17 protein-coding genes are annotated in these 18,000 nt (G+C 67.3%); 8 read left to right on the forward strand and 9 right to left on the reverse strand.

Translation table 11 applies throughout. The annotated features are described in order from the left end of the window. Positions 1-53 precede the first annotated feature (53 nt). Entirely contained in the window at positions 54-287 is a 234-nt protein-coding gene (locus tag O7632_RS24555; protein WP_278117579.1) for an Lrp/AsnC ligand binding domain-containing protein, read from the forward strand. Further along, positions 288-1,010 (forward strand): DUF3515 family protein, encoded by a 723-nt coding sequence (locus O7632_RS24560; RefSeq protein WP_278117581.1) that lies wholly within the window; start codon positions 288-290, stop codon positions 1,008-1,010. 57 nt (positions 1,011-1,067) lie between these two features. Here the strand turns inward: O7632_RS24560 and O7632_RS24565 are convergent, their stop codons facing one another. Beyond that, positions 1,068-2,171 (reverse strand): D-alanine--D-alanine ligase family protein, encoded by a 1,104-nt coding sequence (locus O7632_RS24565; protein ID WP_278117582.1) that lies wholly within the window; start codon positions 2,169-2,171, stop codon positions 1,068-1,070. Positions 2,172-2,525: 354 nt separating this feature from the next. On the opposite strand from O7632_RS24565, the gene O7632_RS32310 reads away from it, so the two are divergent. After that, on the forward strand, positions 2,526-4,364 hold the full coding sequence (locus tag O7632_RS32310; RefSeq protein ID WP_347403597.1) for a carbohydrate-binding domain-containing protein: 1,839 nt from the start codon (positions 2,526-2,528) through the stop codon (positions 4,362-4,364). Between the two features lie 169 nt (positions 4,365-4,533). Here the strand turns inward: O7632_RS32310 and O7632_RS24580 are convergent, their stop codons facing one another. The 5 genes from O7632_RS24580 to O7632_RS24600 all read right to left on the reverse strand — a co-directional run bounded on the left by O7632_RS24580 (position 4,534) and on the right by O7632_RS24600 (position 14,259). Beyond that, complete coding sequence (locus O7632_RS24580) at positions 4,534-4,890, reverse strand: hypothetical protein (protein ID WP_278117584.1); 357 nt, start codon at positions 4,888-4,890, stop codon at positions 4,534-4,536. A gap of 183 nt (positions 4,891-5,073) precedes the next feature. Further along, a complete protein-coding gene (locus tag O7632_RS24585) occupies positions 5,074-5,841 on the reverse strand; it encodes a hypothetical protein (RefSeq protein ID WP_278117586.1) in 768 nt (255 codons plus the stop codon). 748 nt (positions 5,842-6,589) lie between these two features. Next, positions 6,590-12,964 carry a polymorphic toxin type 17 domain-containing protein gene (locus O7632_RS24590; RefSeq protein WP_278117588.1) on the reverse strand — a complete coding sequence of 2,125 codons (6,375 nt, stop codon included), beginning with the start codon at positions 12,962-12,964 and terminating at the stop codon, positions 6,590-6,592. Positions 12,965-13,297: 333 nt separating this feature from the next. After that, positions 13,298-13,486, reverse strand: coding sequence for a DUF397 domain-containing protein (locus tag O7632_RS24595; RefSeq protein WP_278117590.1), 189 nt, complete (start codon positions 13,484-13,486; stop codon positions 13,298-13,300). Further along, positions 13,477-14,259, reverse strand: coding sequence for a helix-turn-helix transcriptional regulator (locus O7632_RS24600; RefSeq protein WP_278117592.1), 783 nt, complete (start codon positions 14,257-14,259; stop codon positions 13,477-13,479). The genes O7632_RS24595 and O7632_RS24600 overlap by 10 nt, the downstream gene beginning before the upstream one ends. A 192-nt stretch (positions 14,260-14,451) precedes the next feature. Here O7632_RS24600 and O7632_RS24605 point away from each other — a divergent pair, with 192 nt between their 5' ends. From O7632_RS24605 to O7632_RS24625, 5 genes are read left to right on the forward strand one after another with little or no spacing between them, the layout of a single operon-like run. Beyond that, the gene (locus tag O7632_RS24605) at positions 14,452-14,796 is read left to right on the forward strand and encodes a hypothetical protein (RefSeq protein WP_278117593.1); all 345 of its coding nucleotides are present in this window, start codon (positions 14,452-14,454) and stop codon (positions 14,794-14,796) included. Between the two features lie 15 nt (positions 14,797-14,811). Beyond that, complete coding sequence (locus O7632_RS24610; RefSeq protein ID WP_278117595.1) at positions 14,812-14,982, forward strand: hypothetical protein; 171 nt, start codon at positions 14,812-14,814, stop codon at positions 14,980-14,982. After that, the gene (locus O7632_RS24615; protein WP_278117596.1) at positions 14,975-15,235 is read left to right on the forward strand and encodes a hypothetical protein; all 261 of its coding nucleotides are present in this window, start codon (positions 14,975-14,977) and stop codon (positions 15,233-15,235) included. The genes O7632_RS24610 and O7632_RS24615 overlap by 8 nt, the downstream gene beginning before the upstream one ends. 16 nt (positions 15,236-15,251) lie before the next feature. Beyond that, entirely contained in the window at positions 15,252-15,548 is a 297-nt protein-coding gene (locus tag O7632_RS24620) for a hypothetical protein (protein WP_278117598.1), read from the forward strand. 54 nt (positions 15,549-15,602) lie between these two features. Continuing rightward, on the forward strand, positions 15,603-15,956 hold the full coding sequence (locus O7632_RS24625; RefSeq protein WP_278117600.1) for a hypothetical protein: 354 nt from the start codon (positions 15,603-15,605) through the stop codon (positions 15,954-15,956). Between the two features lie 344 nt (positions 15,957-16,300). Here O7632_RS24625 and O7632_RS24630 read toward each other — a convergent pair whose 3' ends face one another. The 3 genes from O7632_RS24630 to O7632_RS24640 form a co-directional block, all read right to left on the reverse strand. Further along, positions 16,301-16,465 carry a hypothetical protein gene (locus tag O7632_RS24630; RefSeq protein ID WP_278117601.1) on the reverse strand — a complete coding sequence of 55 codons (165 nt, stop codon included), beginning with the start codon at positions 16,463-16,465 and terminating at the stop codon, positions 16,301-16,303. A gap of 73 nt (positions 16,466-16,538) precedes the next feature. After that, the gene (locus O7632_RS24635) at positions 16,539-16,811 is read right to left on the reverse strand and encodes a hypothetical protein (RefSeq protein WP_278117603.1); all 273 of its coding nucleotides are present in this window, start codon (positions 16,809-16,811) and stop codon (positions 16,539-16,541) included. Between the two features lie 45 nt (positions 16,812-16,856). Continuing rightward, a complete protein-coding gene (locus O7632_RS24640) occupies positions 16,857-17,984 on the reverse strand; it encodes a cystathionine gamma-lyase (protein WP_278117605.1) in 1,128 nt (375 codons plus the stop codon). Positions 17,985-18,000 lie beyond the last annotated feature (16 nt).

Here is an 18,000-nt window from a genome sequence, read left to right on the forward strand (position 1 = left end):
CGTACGGTAGTTTCACGTTCGAGCCGCTCCCGGCGGCGGATAGGAGTCGGGTCGTGGTCCAGGCATACATCCTCATCCAGACCGAAGTCGGAAGGGCACGCGACGTGGCAGACTCGATCGCGGACATCTCCGGCGTGGTCCGGGTGGACGCGGTGACCGGGCCGTACGACGTCGTCGTGCTCACCGAGGCGCATACCGTGGACGAACTCGGGACGATGATAGTCAGCCGGGTCCAGATGGTGCCGGGCATCACCCGCACCCTTACCTGCTCGGTGGTGCGACTGTAAGTGACCGACCAGCTCACTCCCCCGACGACCAGCCCGTCCGCGCCGCAGCCGGCGCCGGGCGGGTCGGACCGCACCACCCGCCAGGCGGCGATCTGGGCGACCGTGGTGGCGCTGCCGCTGACTCTGATCGTGGCGTTCGCCGCGCTGAGCCGGCTCGCGCCGGCCGACCCGGCGGACCCCGGCACCGCGCCGGACGCCGCCGCGGCGGCGTCCGGCGCGCCGGGCGCCGGACCGGACGCCGGGGGCTCGGCCGCGCCGGTGCCGACCGCGCCCGTACCGATGGAGGCCGCCGCCCTCGACGAACGCTCCGCGATCGTCTGCCGGGCGTTGCTGTCCCAACTTCCCGGTACGCTGCGCGACCTGCGCCAGCGGCTGGTGAGCGCCGGGGCGGAGCAGAACGCCGCGTACGGCGAGCCGCCGATCACGGTGGCCTGCGGGGTGCCGGCCGCCACGTTTCCTCCGACTGATCTGGTGTATCCGCTGGACGGGGTCTGCTGGCACGCCGCCGAGCAGCCGGCCGGCGAGCAGCCAGCGGGCGAGCAGCCAGCGGGCGAGCAGCCGGCTGCGACGGTCTGGACGACGGTCGACCGGGAGGTGCCGGTACGGGTGACCGTGCCCGGCTCCTACGACGAGCCGGGGCAGTGGGTGATCGCGTTGTCCGACACGCTGATCGAGACGGTGCCGAGCGACCGGGAGGCGGCACCGCGCGGCTGCCGCCCCTGAGCCGAGCGAATCGCGTCGGTCGGCGGGTCAGCGTACTGCGGTGCCTCGGCTGAGCGGTCAGCGTAGTCCGGTGCCTCGGCTGAGCGCGGTGCGGATCAGCCGGTCGACCAGCTTCGGGTATTCCAGGCCGGTCGCCGCCCACATCCGGGGGAACATCGATGTCGGGGTGAACCCGGGCATCGTGTTGATCTCGTTGAGGTAGATCTGGTCGTCGTCGGTGACGAAGAAGTCGACCCGGGCGAGTCCGGCGCAGTCGAGCGCGGTGAAGGTCCGGCAGGCGTAGTCCTGGACCTGTTTGACGACGTGCGCGGGTAGTCCGGCCGGGATGTCGTACTCGCAGGAGTTGTCGAGGTATTTGGCCTCGAAGTCGTAGAACTCGTGGTCGGTGACGACCCGTACCTCGGCCAGCATTGACGCCTCGGGTCCGCCGCCGGCTTCGCCTTCGATCACGCCGCATTCGATCTCGCGGCCGACGATCGCCGCTTCGACGAGCACCTTGGGGTCGATCTCGCGGGCGGTGGCGACGGCGGCGTCCAGGTCGGCCCAGTCGGAGACCTTGGTGATGCCGTACGAGGATCCGGCGCGGGACGGTTTGACGAAGACGGGCAGGCCGAGGCGGTCCTTGTCGGCTTCGCTGAGGCTGACCCCGGCGCGCAGTACGGCGTACGGGCCGGTGGGGATGCCCTCGACGGTGGCCAGCTTCTTGGTGAATTCCTTGTCCATGGCGGCGGCGGAGGCGAACACCCCGGCCCCGACGTACGGGATGCCGGCCATTTCCAGCAGTCCTTGGATGGTGCCGTCTTCGCCGTACGCGCCGTGCAGGGCGGGGAAGACGACGTCGACGCCGGCGAGGGCGGCGGCCGGGCCGGTGGTCGGGTCGAGCACCATGATCCCGTTGTCGGTGGGGTCGGCGGGCAGCACCACGGCCGAGCCGGAGCGGTCGGTGATCTCCGGCAGTCGCCGGTCGGTGATCGCCAGTTCGGTGGTGTCGCCGGTGGTGAGCACCCATCGTCCGGCGCGGGTGATGCCGACCGGGACGATCTCGTACTCGTCGGTGTCGAGGGCGGCGAGGATGCTGCCGGCGCTGACGCAGGAGATCGCGTGTTCGGTGCTGCGGCCACCGAAGACGATGGCGACGCGGGTCTTCCGTGGGCTTGTCACAGGGGTGCCTTTCGTTCGCGGCTCACGCGCGTGCCGGACGGGTCGGGGGGTGCCCGGCGGGTACGCGGTTCACGTCTTCGCGCTCACGCGGGTGACCCTACTCTGCGTGCCTGCCCGCCGGGCCCTGACCGGCCCGGGTTCCTCCTGATGATGCGAGGAGTGACCGGCGGGTCGCTGTGGCGGCCGGGCGAGGCGAGTCCGGGGCGAGTCCGAGACGAGGCCGGGGTGCGGCCGGGGTGGCTGATGGAAACAGCTTCGGTCTCGACGACGAACCCAAAAACATCGATATTCATCTATAGTTGGCGATGCGTTCACCCGCACGTACCGTCCCATCCATCCGAGTCAGGACAGCCCATGAGACGCATCCCCCTGAGAGCCATCATCCCCGCCGGGCTCGCGCTCGCTCTGCTCGCCGGCCCGCTGCAGGCACCGGCAGCCGCGCAGGCGACCGTCCCGATCACGCTGACCGGTGCCAGCGCCACCAGCCCCAGCGCCGACGTCACCATCGCCGGGCGGGCGGTGACGATCACCGCGCCGGGCACCTACGAGATCAGCGGCACCCTCAACGACGGCTACCTTGACGTCGACACCTCCGCCTCCGGCACCGTCCATCTGATCCTCAACGGTGCCGCCATCACCAACTCCAGCAACGCGCCACTGCAGATCAGCGACGCCGACGACGTGGTGATCACCCTCGCGGCCGGCACCACCAGCCGGCTCACCGACGCGGCCACCTACGTCTATCCCGACCCGGACACCGACGAGCCGAACGCCGCCCTGTTCAGCCGCGCCGACCTGCGGATCACCGGAGCCGGGGCGCTGGCCGTACGGGGCAACGCGTACGACGGCATCACCAGCAAGGACGGCCTGGTCATCGAGTCGGGCACGATCACGGTGAACGCGGTCGACGACGGCATCCGGGGCAAGGACTTCCTCGACATCACCGGCGGAAACGTCGACGTGACCGCCGGCGGCGACGGCATCAAATCCGACGACACCGAAGCGGACCGGGGCCGACTCACCATCACCAACGGCACCGTACGGGTGAACGCCGGTGACGACGCCGTCAAGGGCGAGAACACGGTCGCCATCTCCGGCGGCTCCGTCACCGTCACCAGCTCGTACGAGGCGATCGAGAGCCGGCAGATCACCATCAGCGGCGGCGCCGTCGACGTCACCGCCCGCGACGACGCGATCAACGCCGTCGAGGACGGGTACGGCGATTTCGAGGTGGCGCCGAACGCGTTCATCCGGTTCACCGGCGGGACCACGCTGGTCAACTCCAGCATCGACGGCATCGATTCCAACGGTACGGTGACCTTCGCCGGCGGCACGGTGGTGGTCAGCGGGCCGAGCAGTGGCAGCCCCGGTGAGGGGGCGATCGACTCGAACGGCGCGGTCCACTTCACCGGCGGCACGATGCTCGGTGCCGGGTCGACCGCGCTGGCGGTGCTGAGCCTGCCGCCGACCACGGGCCAGGGCTGGGTGGCGCCGCAGCTGTCCAGCGGCCAGTCGGCCGGCACCCTGCTGCATCTGGTCTCCGGCGGCCAGGTGCTCGTCTCCTACCGCGCTCCGAAGGCGTTCCGGGAGGTGGTCTTCTCGTCGAACCGGATCCAAAATGGGCAGACCTACGAGGTCTACCGCGGCGGCAGCCTCTCCGGCGCGACGACCGGCGGCATGGCCACCACCGGCGGCAGCATCGCCGGTGCCACTCGGCTGATGACCGTGACCGCCGGGCAATATCGTGGCGGTCTGGTCGGCTGGCCGCCCGGCGGACCGGGCTGGCCGCCGTTGCCGACCCCGTCGCCCACCGCACCGCCGCCGAACCCGACCACCCCACCGCCGAACCCGACCACGCCGCCGCCGAATCCGACGACCCCGCCGCCGGGCGCTGCCGGCTGCACGGCGACCTATTCGATCCTGGGCCAGTGGCAGGGCGGTTTCCAGGGTGACGTACGGGTCACCGCCGGCTCGTCGGCGATCAGGGGTTGGCGGGTGACCTGGACCTTCGCCAACGGTCAGACGATCAGCCAGTCCTGGAACGCGACGATCACCGCCGCTGGTTCGACGGTGACGGCGACCAACGTCTCCTTCAACGGTTCACTGGGTGCCGGGGCCAGCGCGACGTTCGGGTTCATCGGCACCTGGAACGGCAGCAACACCGCCCCGACCCTGACCTGCACCGCGACCTGACCTGGGCTGGCGGGCGCGGCTGGCCCGGTCGGGCAGTGCCCGCGTCCGTCAGCGTCGACGCTCACCACGTGATCGGTAGAGTCCGGCACGATCTGGTGCCGGGCTCCACCGGCGGCCGGCCGTCGCGCTGCTCGCATGAGCGTCTCGCTTTCTCGCTTCGACCTTCCTCTCACTCCTTCGTTGGAGACGTCGTCAAGTCGGCCATTCGCATACCGTTCGGAGTGTTCTTCAGCCACAGTTCGTCGAATCCACCGAGGCGCCAACCTGTTTCGTCGCACCGGGCTACGACTTTGGCAATCACCTCAGCAACCGCACCTTTCCAGGGTACGAATCCAGCCTCAGCGAGCTCGCCTACCTCAGCTAGTTCCCGAGTCAAGAGATAGTCCAGCACAGCCACGACCTCTTCCCTGAACGCATCTCGCGGCTCCGGCACGGCCTTCTTTGCCTCACCGAACAGCGCATGGAGCGCCACCCAGTCATCCGCGCCATACCAAAGAATGCGTTGAGCGATTCTTTCAGTGCCCATCGATATGCACCTTAAACTGATCGACACCGGAGAAGATATCGATTGTTTCACCTCCTGAAGCCGAGGTCGTCCTCCATTGGATAAGGGCCGTTGATCGTTCGAGTCCACACAACCCGAATGATCTAGACGATGCCGGCCGCCGTCTCCACAAACGACACGCCCGAGTTGATCACACCCCGGCCGTCACACCACGTTACATAGACAAAGCCCGGTTTCGAATCGGCGGACCCCTTTCGGAAAGTCCTCCTCGTCGAGGTAGTTGTCGGATCTTGCTGATAGTCGGCCGGCGATTACGACGGCCTTGGCTGTGGACTTGGTAGTGGACACGCCTCTACCGACATGCCCCAAGAAGCTGATCCCGGTCCACGTGCATCCTGAGACGGAGCCTTGGCCGCAGGCTTTGGTGTCAGCTATCCCGGTCAGTTCGAGAAAGATCATGTCCAGGATCGCATCTTGCTGCCGGTTGTATTCCCGGCAGATCTCTGGCGCGTTGTAGCAGATGGTGTTCCAGATGACCCAGCGCTGCTCCTGGGGGTTTAGCGCCGCGAATCCAACGTTGTCGTATTCCAGTTTGGCAACATTGTCAAGTGTGACACTTGCCTTGCCGTCACGCGCCTTACCGGGGTTGCTTGGGGTCGGCACCGGGTGCCTGGCTACCCTTGCCCGAAGAATTAGCCGTCTTGCCCGATGTGCCCGATGTAGTGATCTTATTTTTTTCCGGATGGCATTTCGTTCACAGAGCCCCGATCCCAACGCCACGCCCGAGCGGCACTGACGCGGGCGGTCGCCGCCCTCGACGAAGTCCTCGAGTTCGCCCCGGCCGACGCCACCGAGATCCCGGCGGACGCCTTCACCAGCGACACCGGACGACAGACACGGGTACGGAAACCAGGCCGCTTCCACCGCGACCGCCTCACCGCCCTCCGCACCACGTACGCCATCCTTCTGCACGGCAACGAACCCGACGAGGAGTAGGCACGTCATCGGATAAACTCCAACAGGAAATGTCGGATCTCGTCCACAACCCCAGGCAAGTTCTAGGGACAGAAGTCGCCCATCCGGAAGCCGGAATATCAGCTTACCGACGTCGTTGCTTGCCGCTTCTGAAACACGGACACATCTCCACCGAGCAGTTCTTGAATATCACGAGCAACAGCCTCACATCCGCTCGAATTGCAAATATCGGACGGCATTCTCAATTTGACACAAGTTCACCACAGCCGCCCATATTGGCGACGAGGACTGGCGTCTTGGAGGAACAACGCCAGGGCCGTAAAAGGAACCTCAAGACAAACCCAAATCCTGAACGACTTCCACGCTATACAGCCTCATTGGGATAGTACGAGTCGCGACTTCGCATTTTTCCTGTAGGTCGGATATCCTTATCATCATACACAACGACCTGGTCCTCTCCATCTAGGATTACTGCGTAGCTGTTCCCCCCACTAGCATTCTCCGATACGCCAACTATGGCACCGAACCGACCATCTTGCCCGGACTGTTGCGGATCACGTAGGACGACAATTTCGGAATAAAAAGGGATCAGCTCGTTTTCCATCGTGACTGGACCTTCCACATCGTCTCAGCATAAACGACAATCCTGGCGAACACACGTAGAGTGATCGCACCCAATCTTCAGATCGATCCTAGGGTTCGATCCATCGCCGTGACCCTACCCACCCAAGTGCCCACAAGAGCGCTAATGGGTAATTCTTCCATCCAGCGACACATTCAAGTGCCTTCCATCAGGACTCAGCCTCTCCAATTGAGCCTTGCCAGTCCTACTGAGCTGGACATCCCACTCGAAATCTTGACCAGCAGTCCGAGAAGGACCACGCACCCATTCGTTTCCGAACCTGTCGATATATCCGCCTTTCGGGCCTCTAAGTAGACCCGAGTTAACTGATGTCCGCTTCGGCGGAACAAATCTAATTTTGCCGGACACCGGCAGTCTGGCGTTCTTAATTAGCCCCTTCACCCCACTGCGCAACACCTCGGGCAACGCAGCCCTGACAACCGGACCGAATCCGGCCTCTTGATACAAGACATAAGGGGAGGCGGATTCCGCACACCACGAAGGGTTATTCTGACAGATGTAGTTGTACGTATAATTATCCAGCTGCGTATCGTCGCAAATCAAGGTAAACCAGGAGCAATAACTGTCGCGAGCCTGCCGCAGCATGTTATCAAGATCGGCAGCAGACGGTGCGATTACTAGCTCGCCCCGATCACCAAGCATCGCAGCGCTGTCAACAATATCCTGCCGGTCTCGTGAACCAGAACCGCCGCCCGATGAATTGTTCTTCCCGGTCGACCTGTTGTCACTTCCCTTACCACTCGAGCCCTTACCCGGAGGCTTAGCCGGTTTGCCCGATGTGCCCGACGTGGTGATCTTATTTTTTCCGGACGGCGTTTCGGTGATATAGCCCCGATCCCCGTTTCCGTAAGGGTCCTCATCGAAGTAGAGGCCGGTGGGGTCGCTGAAGGTGGTGGGGTTGTTGTTGGCGTAGGCGTAGGCGTTGAGGGTTCTGGGGTCGCCGGGGTCGATGAGGGGGTCGGTGGTGGTGAAGCGGCCGTGGGTGGGGTCGTAGAGGCGGGCGCCGATGTGGGTGAGTCCGGTGGGGTCTTCGGTGCCGCCGAGGAAGCCTTTGTCTCCGGGCCAGCCGGCCGGTGGTGGGATGGTGCGGGGATTGCCGAACGGGAGGGTTCGGCGGTGGGTGAGGTCGAGGGTGGTGGGGTCGATGGCGATCTGGTGGGTGCCGTGGTGGTCAGGCACGAGCCAGGTGAGGCCGGTGACGGTACGGACGGCGACGGTGGCACCGTTGTGCTGGTAGTAGCGGGTGCCGTCGATCTGGCCGGTGCTGCTGGTGCGGCGGAGTTCGCTGTGGCCGAGGTAGAGGGTGGTGCCGGTGGCGTCGCGGCGGAGGACCCGGTTGCCTGAGGTGTCGTAGACGTAGGTGGTGTCGAGGCCGGTCTGCGTGGTCGCGGCGAGACGGCCTTCCGCGTCGTAGGTGTGGGTCTGGGTGACACCGTCGACGGTCCGCTGGTCGGTGTGCCCACCCGCCGTGTAGGTGAAGCTGTCGGTGCGGGTGATCTCACCGTCGTAGTCGACTTCGGTGACGGCGTGCGGGCGAGGGCTGCCGGGGGTGGGGTAGGTGTAGGTGGCGGTGGTGGACCCGGTCGCCGTCCAGGTGGTTTCGGTTTCCCGGTTGCCGGTCGCGTCGTCGTACTCCCACTGCTGTCGGTAGGGGTCGGCGCCGGAGCGTTGCGGCGGCAGGCTGCAGGGGGTGGTGGTCTTGGTCCAGGCTCGGCGGAGGCGGCGGAAGTTGTCGTAGGTGAAGCATTCGGTCTGGTCCGCGACGCCTGCTGTTTTCCCGGCCATGGAGGTGATGTTGCCGGCGGGGTCGTAGGTGTAGGTGGTGGTGGCCGCGTCGTCCCACGTGTTCGGGGTCGTGGGGTGTTCGGTGTCGACCTGGGAGGCGGCGAGGCGGCGGGTGCCGGGCTCGACGGGTGAGGAGACCCGTACCCGATCGGCGCCGGTGCCGAGGATGCGTTGGGCGATCTGGCCGTCGTAGTGGTAGCTGGTCGCGGAGACGTAGGTGTCGTTGGCGGTGGTGAGGGTGGTGGGCAGGCCGGAGGCGGTGTGGTAGCCGTATTGAATTTCTTCGGCGGGGAGGCCGCCGACGGCGGGGATGGTGGTGGTTTCAGGGGCGCCGTTGTCGTGGTAGCTGTGGCTGGTGGTGTAGGTGCCGGCGAGTCCGGTCTCGGCGGCGGGGATGGTGACGGTGGTGCCGAGGGGTCGGTAGCCGTCGTCGTAGGCGGTGACCGCACTGGTGTAGGTGTCGGCGCCGATATGCCGGCTGGACGAGGTCAGCAGACCGAATCGGATCGTGTCGTACAGCCAGGAGGCCCGCAGGGCGCCGGTGGGGTTGTCGTCGCGGAGTTCGGTGGGGCGGCCGAGGGTGTCGTAGCCGTACCAGAGGGTTTCGCCCCGGCCGTCGGTGGTGGTGACCAGCTGCCCGGCGTTGTCGTAGACGCTGGTCGAGGTGCCCGCGTCCGGGTCGACCGTTTCGACACGGCGGCCGAGCAGGTCGTAGTCGTAGGTCCACTCGTTACCGGCGGGGTCGGTGACCGAAGTCAGCTCGTCGCGCAGGTTGTAGCCATAGCTGGTCTGCTGGTAGCCGCTTACTAGGGTGCCGTCGTGCTGCCGCAGGTGGGTCAGCCGGCCCCGGACATCCGTGAGGGTGGTGGTGGGGGTGCCGCCGGCGGGTGGGGTGACGGTGACCCGGTCCCCGCCGTACCCGGTCACGGTCTCCCACTGCAGGCTGTCAGCCGACCAGAACTGGTCCCGGGTCGCCCGCCCGACACCGTCATAGACGGTGCGGGTCTGGGTGTCGACAGCGGTGTCGGCGAAACCGACCAGGGTCCCGGTCGGACCCGAGGCGTTGTTGTAGAACGTCGACGTCTTGACCGGCAGACCCCGGCCGTCGTACCGGGTGTCGACGATGGTCCGTTTGCCGTCCGGGGCGGTCACCTGCGTCTGACGGGGGCGCAGCAGCCCGTCGGAGATGTCGAACGCGGACACCACACCGCCGTACGGGGCGAGGGTTTTGGTCTGGATTGTCGCCGGCGCCGTCAGGCTGACGGTGTACACGTATTCGGTGTCCGGGGTGTCGGGGTTGCCGCGTTCGGGTGCCCACACGTGGGTGAGTCGGCCGAGGGCGTCGAGCCACGCCGTGGTCGTCTTGTCGTTCGCGTCGACCGCGCTGGTCGGCAGCCCACGGGTGGTGTCCAGGGTGACCGTCGTCTCGTGGCCGGCCGGGTTCGTGGTGATCACGGTGCCGAGCAGGTCGTTGTTGTTGTGGACGTAGGTGGTGGTCGTCTCCCGGCCCAGGGCGTCACCCGCCACCTCGATCCGGCCCCACGTGTCGTAGTCGGCGGTGGCGACCATCACCCAGTCCGGACTCCCACCCGTGAAGTCGGCGACCTGCTCGACACGGGTCACCTCCCCCTTCGTGGGGGCGGCACCGTGGGTGGTGGCGTGGTCGTGGAACACCCGCGACTCCGACAACACCTGCCCGGACGTCGGCGCCACCTTGCAGGGACCCTCCGCGAGCTGGGTCCGGTTCGCCACCCCCACCAGATACAGGTTGGTGTTGATGTTGCTGCTGTACCAGGTACGGGTACAGCGGTCATCAGTGGTGACGGTCGGGTCACCGAGATCGGACAGTTCGGTGCGGTAGCCGAACGTCTGATGCCACGAATGCTCCGTCTCGGACTCCCGCCAACTCGCCGTGTCGGTCACCCACGTGAAATGCCGTTCCACCCCGACCCGGACGAGCACCGAATGGTGCACCGTCGGCACCGCCCAATGCGCCGGGTAGGTCCGTGCCCCGGTCTGCCAGCCCTCGACCGTGTACACCGACTTCGACAGCGGGATACCGCCGGCCCCGTCGAAGACGATCTCCTCCAACAGCTGACCCCGCCGCCACAGGTCGTCCCGGACCACCTCGGACAGCGAGTTGCTCACCGTCGACACCCGGTCCTCACCCGTGTCCGTGAGATCGAAGCTCAGCCCCCGGAAGTAGACCCGTCGCGTCTGCGACCGCATGCCGCCGCTCGTCGGGCCGACCGTCGTCGTCACGTCGGTGTAACCCCGCCAATCCGACCACGACCGGTACGGCAACGAACTGCTGTAGACCGCCGCCCCGTTCTCGTGCCCCCACAACACCTGCGCCGACCCCGACGCCGAGCCCAACGTGTACTGGTAGTCGTGCACCACCGGCGGTGACCCACCCACCAGATCGTTCTCCACCACCCGCGTCACGATGTACTTGTTCCACCACCCGAACCCCGCGCTGTTGTCCTCCGGCTTCCAATACTTCGGAAAACAGCGGTGGATGTTGTTGTCCGGATCCGGAAAGCTACCGCCGAACTGACACCCCGACCCCGGACTCAGATACGTGACGTCGATCCGGCCACCCGTCTCGGTGAACACCTGCGACACCCGATACTTCCGCGGCTGCGCCATCCCCGCGTTCGGATCATAATCAGCCCGCTGATCCCGCCGCGTCCCCCCGAACCGCACCTGCGGCAACACCACCGCCGGCGTCCGCGACGACCCCGTCCGGGTGATCGACTGCAACCACAACGCCGCCGACGTGCTGTTCCCCGTCGCCGGGAACAACTGCTCCAACACCCACGAATCCACCACCCGCCGGTTCGCCCCCGGCCCCGTCCGCACCGACGTCGACACCGACGTCAACCGCTTGTCCGACCAGAACGACGGCGCCGGATTCGACGGACACGACGACGCCGACACCCCGCAGTACAGATCCCACGGCGTGTCCGGCCAGTTCGCCGCCGCAGGCGACGACGGCGCGCTCCCGCACGACGACACACACCGGTCCGACCAGGTGAACTCCACCCGCGCCGGCGGATCACCCGCGAACCCCGTCGACGCCGTCACCCCGTAATCGATCCGCGTCAACCGGACCGCCCGGTCATACGACTGCGTCCCACCCGCGCCGAACCCCGACCGCTGCACCTCCTTCTCATAGAAATACGCCATCGCGTTCCCGTGCACATCCACCACATACGACAGAGACCACCGCCACGCCTGCCAACACGACGACACCGCGAACCCACCCAGGTCGAAACACGGCTCACCCTGATTGTTCGCCCGCACCCGCACCGTCGCCGTCGAATTCGTCTGCACATTGCCCGGCACCGTCTCCAACCCGAAGTAATACTGCGTGCCGTCCTGCGTCGTCAACCGCCAATACTCACCCGTGTTCGACGGCAAGTCGCCCTGATCCCCGTTGTTCGACCCCGCGAACGCCTGCACCATCTCCCCGTCATCATCCGCCAACCGCCACCTGCCCGACCCGTCCCGCACCAACTCCGTCGACTTCCCACCCCACACCAACCGCAGATTCGGCAACCGCCAACACAAATCCCCGTTCGCCTCCGTATAGTGCGCCGGATTCTCCAGATCATCCGCACACGACCTGTACGCCCGCTCGATATAACCACCCGCCCGCAGATCCCACCCCTCACCCACCGCACCCGCCTGCACATTCCGACCCGCCGTCTGCCCGTCCACCCCACCCGAGCTGTACCCCAACCCCACCTGCGGCTCCAACCCACCCGGCACCGGCGGCACACCCATCCCGTACGACCACCCGAAATCCCCCGACGACCCACCCGACGACCACTCCGCCGACACCGACAACGGCGTCTTCGTGAAATCCCCCGTCTCCCCCGACTGCACCCCCGTCACCGCGAACACCACCGCACCACCCGACGACAATGTCGACGACTCCCCCAACCCCGCGAACACCCCACCCCGCCGCACCTGATCCACCCCCGGCACCGCCTCCACCACCGCCGACACCACACCCGACCCGTTATCCAACCGCGACGACACCACCGGCCGCCCCACCCCACACCCCACACCCTCCGGCGACGTCACCACACACCCCGGAAACGCCACCACCCCCAACCGCGCACCCCAATCCCCACCAAACGCCCCCGAAAACCCCGACGTGTCCACCTCCACACCCACCCGACCCGCCACCAACCCACCATCCGCCCGCACCACCCGGAACAACACACCCGACACACCCGCCGACACCGCCACCGACCGATCCAACACCTCCACACCCACCCGCGACACCGACCCAGAACCATCCCCAGCCCCCGACCCGGACCCCGGCCGGCCAGCCGAACCACCCTCGACCGACGGCGCCGGACCCACCGCGAACCCCGACCCACCCACCGGCACCGAATCGACCGCCGGCACATCCACCACACCAGACACCGCCACCGGCCACACCGGCTCACGCGGCACGAACCCCGGCAACCCCGGCTCAACCCCAGCCCCAGCCGCGACCCTCGCCTCCGACACCGGCACCGACCGCTGCCCCACCCCCGGATCCCCCGCCGACCCCACCGGAGCCGCCACCACCCCCGGCGCCGCCAACAACGACGCCGACACCACCACCACCATCACCACCGCCACCCGACCACGAACCCCGACCCACCACCCGAACCCACCACCACGACCCGACATCACACCCACCTAACGAAAGGAAAACAGCACCTGACCTGCCCCGCGACCCTAAACACCACCCCCGACACCTGTAAACGATCAACACAAACAGCCACCACAAACCCACCACCCAACCAGAAAAACACCACCAAAATCACCAACAGTAACCGACCACAGTAGATAGACAACTCGAAACCATCACGACCGCCGACTCAACCAGCAACAGCACCAGAAACCCACAAAACAACAAAACCAGACGACAACCAGCACCACCCAACGACGAAGCGCCGACCCTGCCGAAGCAGGGCCGGCGCTCGGCACACAATCCCGCCACCGGGAGATGTCAGGGCACCGTCAGTCGTACCGCCCCGCCAGCTCGACGAACGAACGCCACGCAGACGGGCCGAAGGTCAACACCGGCCCGCCACGGTCCTTGGTGTCCCGGACCAACACCCGGCCCGGCAGGTTGTCTGCCACCTCGACGCAGGAACCGGCTTCGGAGTAGGTGCTGGTGCGCCAACGGGGTGCGGTGGTCAGGTCCATTTCTCAGCCGTCCTCGTGATCAGGTCAAGGCTCTGGTGATGCGGCAGAGCGTACCCCCGGATCGTCTCCCAGGTGCCTTCCAGCGCCGCCGTCTGGTCCGGGCTCTCCACCACCTGGCCCTCCAGATGCCCGTCCAGGTAGCCCACAGTCCGGCCGTCGACGCTCGCCAGCACGAACGGGCCATCCATGCCGAGATAGACGCCGACCTCCGTCGGGATGACCTGCACCTGGATGTTCGGCCGCTGGCAGGCCTCGACCAGCGCGGTCAACTGGTCGCGCATCGTATCGGCGCTGCCCGCCTGCCGGGTCAGCACGCTCTCGTCGATCACGGCGGCGAGCTGGCAGGGATTCGTGCGATGGAGGATGCCCTGCCGTTCCATGCGGGTCGTCAACGCGATGGCCGCCGCGTCCTCGGGCACCCGGTAGGCCGAGAGCACCGCCTTGGCGTACGCCTCGGTCTGGAGCAGACCGGGGATCAACAGCGGCTGGTACGCCCGGATCAAGGTGGCGCGGCCTTCGTGCTCGCTGAACGGCCGGAACCAGATCGGGATCTGCTCGCGGACGACGAACTCCCGGTAGAACTTCATCATCGAGGTGTTGAACGCCTTGTCGACCATGGTCAGGTAGTCCGGGAGCGCTGGCCGCTCCCCGCGCTCGATGGCCCCCACGTGGGTGACCGAGAAGTGAACGCGATCCGCCCACGACTCCTGGGTGAGCCCCAACGACTCACGGGTCCGGCGTAGCTCCAATACCAGATACTCGCTTGCAGACATAGACTCTCACGTCCCCCAATTCACTCGACTCTGTCCACGTGCTGGTCGCCCGATGCCGGGTCGATATCACGGGTCTCTCATACCGTTCCATACGGCGGTTGAAGCGTCCAGGGTGGAATAGACCCCGGGAAGTCGTTCTCCCGCTCGGATCACTTCCCGGGGTCCTCGTCGAGTCGACTGAGGGGGATTTTCTTGATCAACAATGACGGCGGTAAAAGCGACGCGAGAAGATCATCAACGCGCGGCGGCATCGGCGACGCCGCGTCCGCCCGGCCGGCGTTGCCGAAACGGGTGCCCAACCCGGCCGGTGTGGACACCGATCCGCGTTTCCGCCTGACGGCGGTGCGAGAGGACGTACGGGCGCACCTGCCGACGCGGTGGCGGGTCTGCCGTACGTGTGGCCGGGCCACGCCGTGCCGGCCGTTCCTGCGGGCGCTGACGATCCTCGACCGGCACGACCCGGCCAAAGCGAGACGGCTGCGTACCGTGCTGCACCTGTCCGGACTCTGGTCGGCACCGCTGCCGGCCCGCAAGTGAGAGGGTGTGTCGACGATGGAGATCGGAGCACTCGTCGGAGCGGCACTGCTCGGCTTCTGCGCCGGACTTTTCTCGTTCCGGGTGAAGTCCCGGTGGTGCCCGCAGTGCGGGCTCACCACCTGGCCGACCGAACGAGGCGCGGACGGCGTCGAACGGCCACGCCGCGACGCACCGCCCCGTGAATAGCCGACTGCTGCGTACGCCCGAACCGAAAGCCGGCGATGTGCTGCTGATCGGCGCGGAAGCGAGCGTGCAGTTCGCCGGCGGCCGACGACTCACGTTCCGCGTCATCTCGGTCGATCGGAAACCGACGTACCACGGCTGGGTGTGGCTGACCGGCTACGTCATCGACGAACGCGGATTGGCCGCCGATCGGCGGGAGATATTCGTCCAGCGACGTGGACTCTACCGGCTGCCCAAACGTACCGCGAAATTTTAATTGATCAAGGAGTATGATGGTGATCTTCGATGTGTTGCGGGACTGGTGGCTGCGCTGGCTCGACTGGCGCTCCGGCCGGTCCACGGCGTCCCGGCGACTCGAACACCTGCGCCGCGAACGACTCGACCAGCAGCAACGCCACCGGACGACGGCCCGGCACCGCCGACTCGACGGCAACCGGGGACGCCACTGGTCGGCCGAGGCGACCACCGCCTTGCTGCCGACGCTGCGCCCGCTGATGACCTACGGCCAGCAACTCGGCTACCAACTCCCGCCCACCACCGCCCCGACCAGCCACAGCCGCAGCCGGTGAGCCAGGAGTAGTCGTGGCCTGGTTCGCCGTAAGGTCGGGGCAGGAGGTCCAGGTATGGCGAGGGCAGAGGGCGCACCGTCTGGTTCACGATATGTCGACCAGCGGCACTTCATCGTGCCTGCGAGCCTGGCTGATCTGCGCGGGCCGATCGGTGGTGTGGTGACGCTCGACCGCTGGCTCGACTGGTCCGGCGACAGCGCCTACGACCTGGACGACACCGGGGACCTGCAGGTGATGTATCAGACCGTGCTCAACCAGGCTGCCAGCGTGGCTGACCTGCATCGGTGGCTCGACGCGGACACCTTGGGTCGGCTGTGGCCGAGCCTGTGGTTGCCCGCTCGGCTGCGTGCGCTGTGGCAGGCTCGGTTTCCTGAGCTGGCCGCGCCGCCGCAGGCGCTGGCCGGCTGAGTGTGGAAGCCGTCCACCTGCGGCTGGCGGAGATCGGACTCCGGGTCGCCGCCCGCTACGGCTTCGCGTTGGCCGGCGGCTACGCGGTGCGATGCGAACAGCTTCTCAGCGGTGGCACGTAAGTACCCTCGAACACCGCTCCGCTCACCCGATCGGCCGCCCGTCGGTCAGGGCACGACGGGTAGCCGGCGCGAGTGTGGCCGGCACCATGGTGAGGGTTTTCCACGTCATCCGTCGATGTTGACGTGGAAAACCCTCACCATGAGGTGCCACCAGCGGCGATCAGGCGGTCGGCGCACGGGATCCACCGCGCTGGCCCCGCCGATGCGAGGCCGCCTCGTCCCTCACGCCGCTTCCCGCCGCGCCCGAGCGGCCAGTTGGCGGCGCAGCTCTGCGACGTCTATCGCTTGACCTGCAGTGATGTCAGCCTCAGCCTGACGAATTTGCTCCAGCACGCCAGGCGTGGACAGCAGGTCGAGGGTCTCCTCCAGGGCACGCACGTCCGACACGGCCATCAGTATCCCGCGCCAGCAGGCGGGATCGGTACGGACCCGGGCCTGCCACCCTGAAACGTCGGCAGCATCACCAGTATCGGACGTTCACCGCGTCGCGGAGCACGGATACGTCAAGGTCCATCATCGACATCTGCCACTCGAAATGCGCGAAGTAGCGCAACGGCAACGTCACGATCAGCCCGAACACGATGACGATCGGCAACACGAACCAGACCTGCGGCCAGATAACGGAACAGGGCAACGCCACGGCCGCCAACCGCAGGAACCAGACGCTCAGCCGGTAGACCACCAGTCGCCGGTAGCCCGGCGGCGGACCACCACCCGGCTCCTGTCCCGTCACTCAGGTCCCGCTTCCCGCGCGCCGGCTCCCACGTGGGTAAGTCTGTCAGCTGGCGTCCAGGGCGGCGGTGATGTCAGCGACCAGGTCGGCGGTGTCCTCGATGCCGCAGGAGAGCCGGACGAATCCCGGTGGCGTGTCGTCGCCCCACTGGGCCCGCCGGTCCGCCGCCGTGTGCAGGCCACCGAACGACGTCGCCGCCGACACCAGCTTCGACACCGTCAGGAACCGGCCGACCCGCTCGGCGTCACCCAGATCGAACGACACGATCCCCGGCACCCGCCGCATCTGCGCCGACGCGACCGCGTACGACGGATCGTCCGGCAGGCCGGGCCACCGTACGCCGGAGACCTCTCCCCGCCCGACCAGCGCGGCGGCCACCGCTGCCGCGTTGGCCGACTGCCGACCCAGCCGCAGATCCAGAGTGGCCAGTGACCGGTGCGCCAGCCAGCAGTCGAACGGCCCCGGCACCGACCCGGTCAGCTTGCGCCACGTCGTCACCGCCGACAGCAGCTCCGCCGAACGGGTCGCCAGGTAGCCGAGCAGCAGATCGGAATGGCCGGTCAACGCCTTCGTCCCAGAGGCGACCACGACGTCCGCGCCGAGGTCCAACGGCCGCTGCCCGAGCGGCGTCGCCGCACTGTTGTCGACCGCCACCAGCGCCCCGGCCGCGTGCGCCGCCGCCGCGAGCGCCGCGACGTCACACACGTCCAGCCCAGGATTGGCCGGCGTCTCCAGCAGCACCAGCCGCACCCCGGCGAAATCCGGGTACGGCCCGGCGGTCGGCACCATCCGTACGGTCACGCCGAGCGGCGCCAGCACCGTGGAAGCCAGCGCCCGCACCGTGAAATAGCCGTCGGCCGGCAGCAGCACCGTGTCGCCGGGGCGCAGCGTGGTCATCAGCAGCGCGGTGATCGCCGCCTGACCGCTGGCGAAGACCCGCGTGTCGCCGCCCTCCAGGGCACCGATCGCCGACTCCAGGTTGCGCCGGGTCGGGTTGTCCTCCCGGGCGTAGCCGTCGCGGTCCGGCGCCGGCCCGGTCACCGGATCCAGGTGGTACGGGGCGGCGAACACCGGGCCGGGCAGAAACGGCTGCCCCGGCGTTGGCTCGGGCAGCCCGGCGGAGACACAGCGGGTGCCGTCGCCGTACCCCGGATCGCGGGAGGTGTCTGTCATGCCGATCATCCTGACC

This window comes from Solwaraspora sp. WMMD406 (assembly GCF_029626025.1).
Lineage (GTDB): Bacteria > Actinomycetota > Actinomycetes > Mycobacteriales > Micromonosporaceae > Micromonospora_E.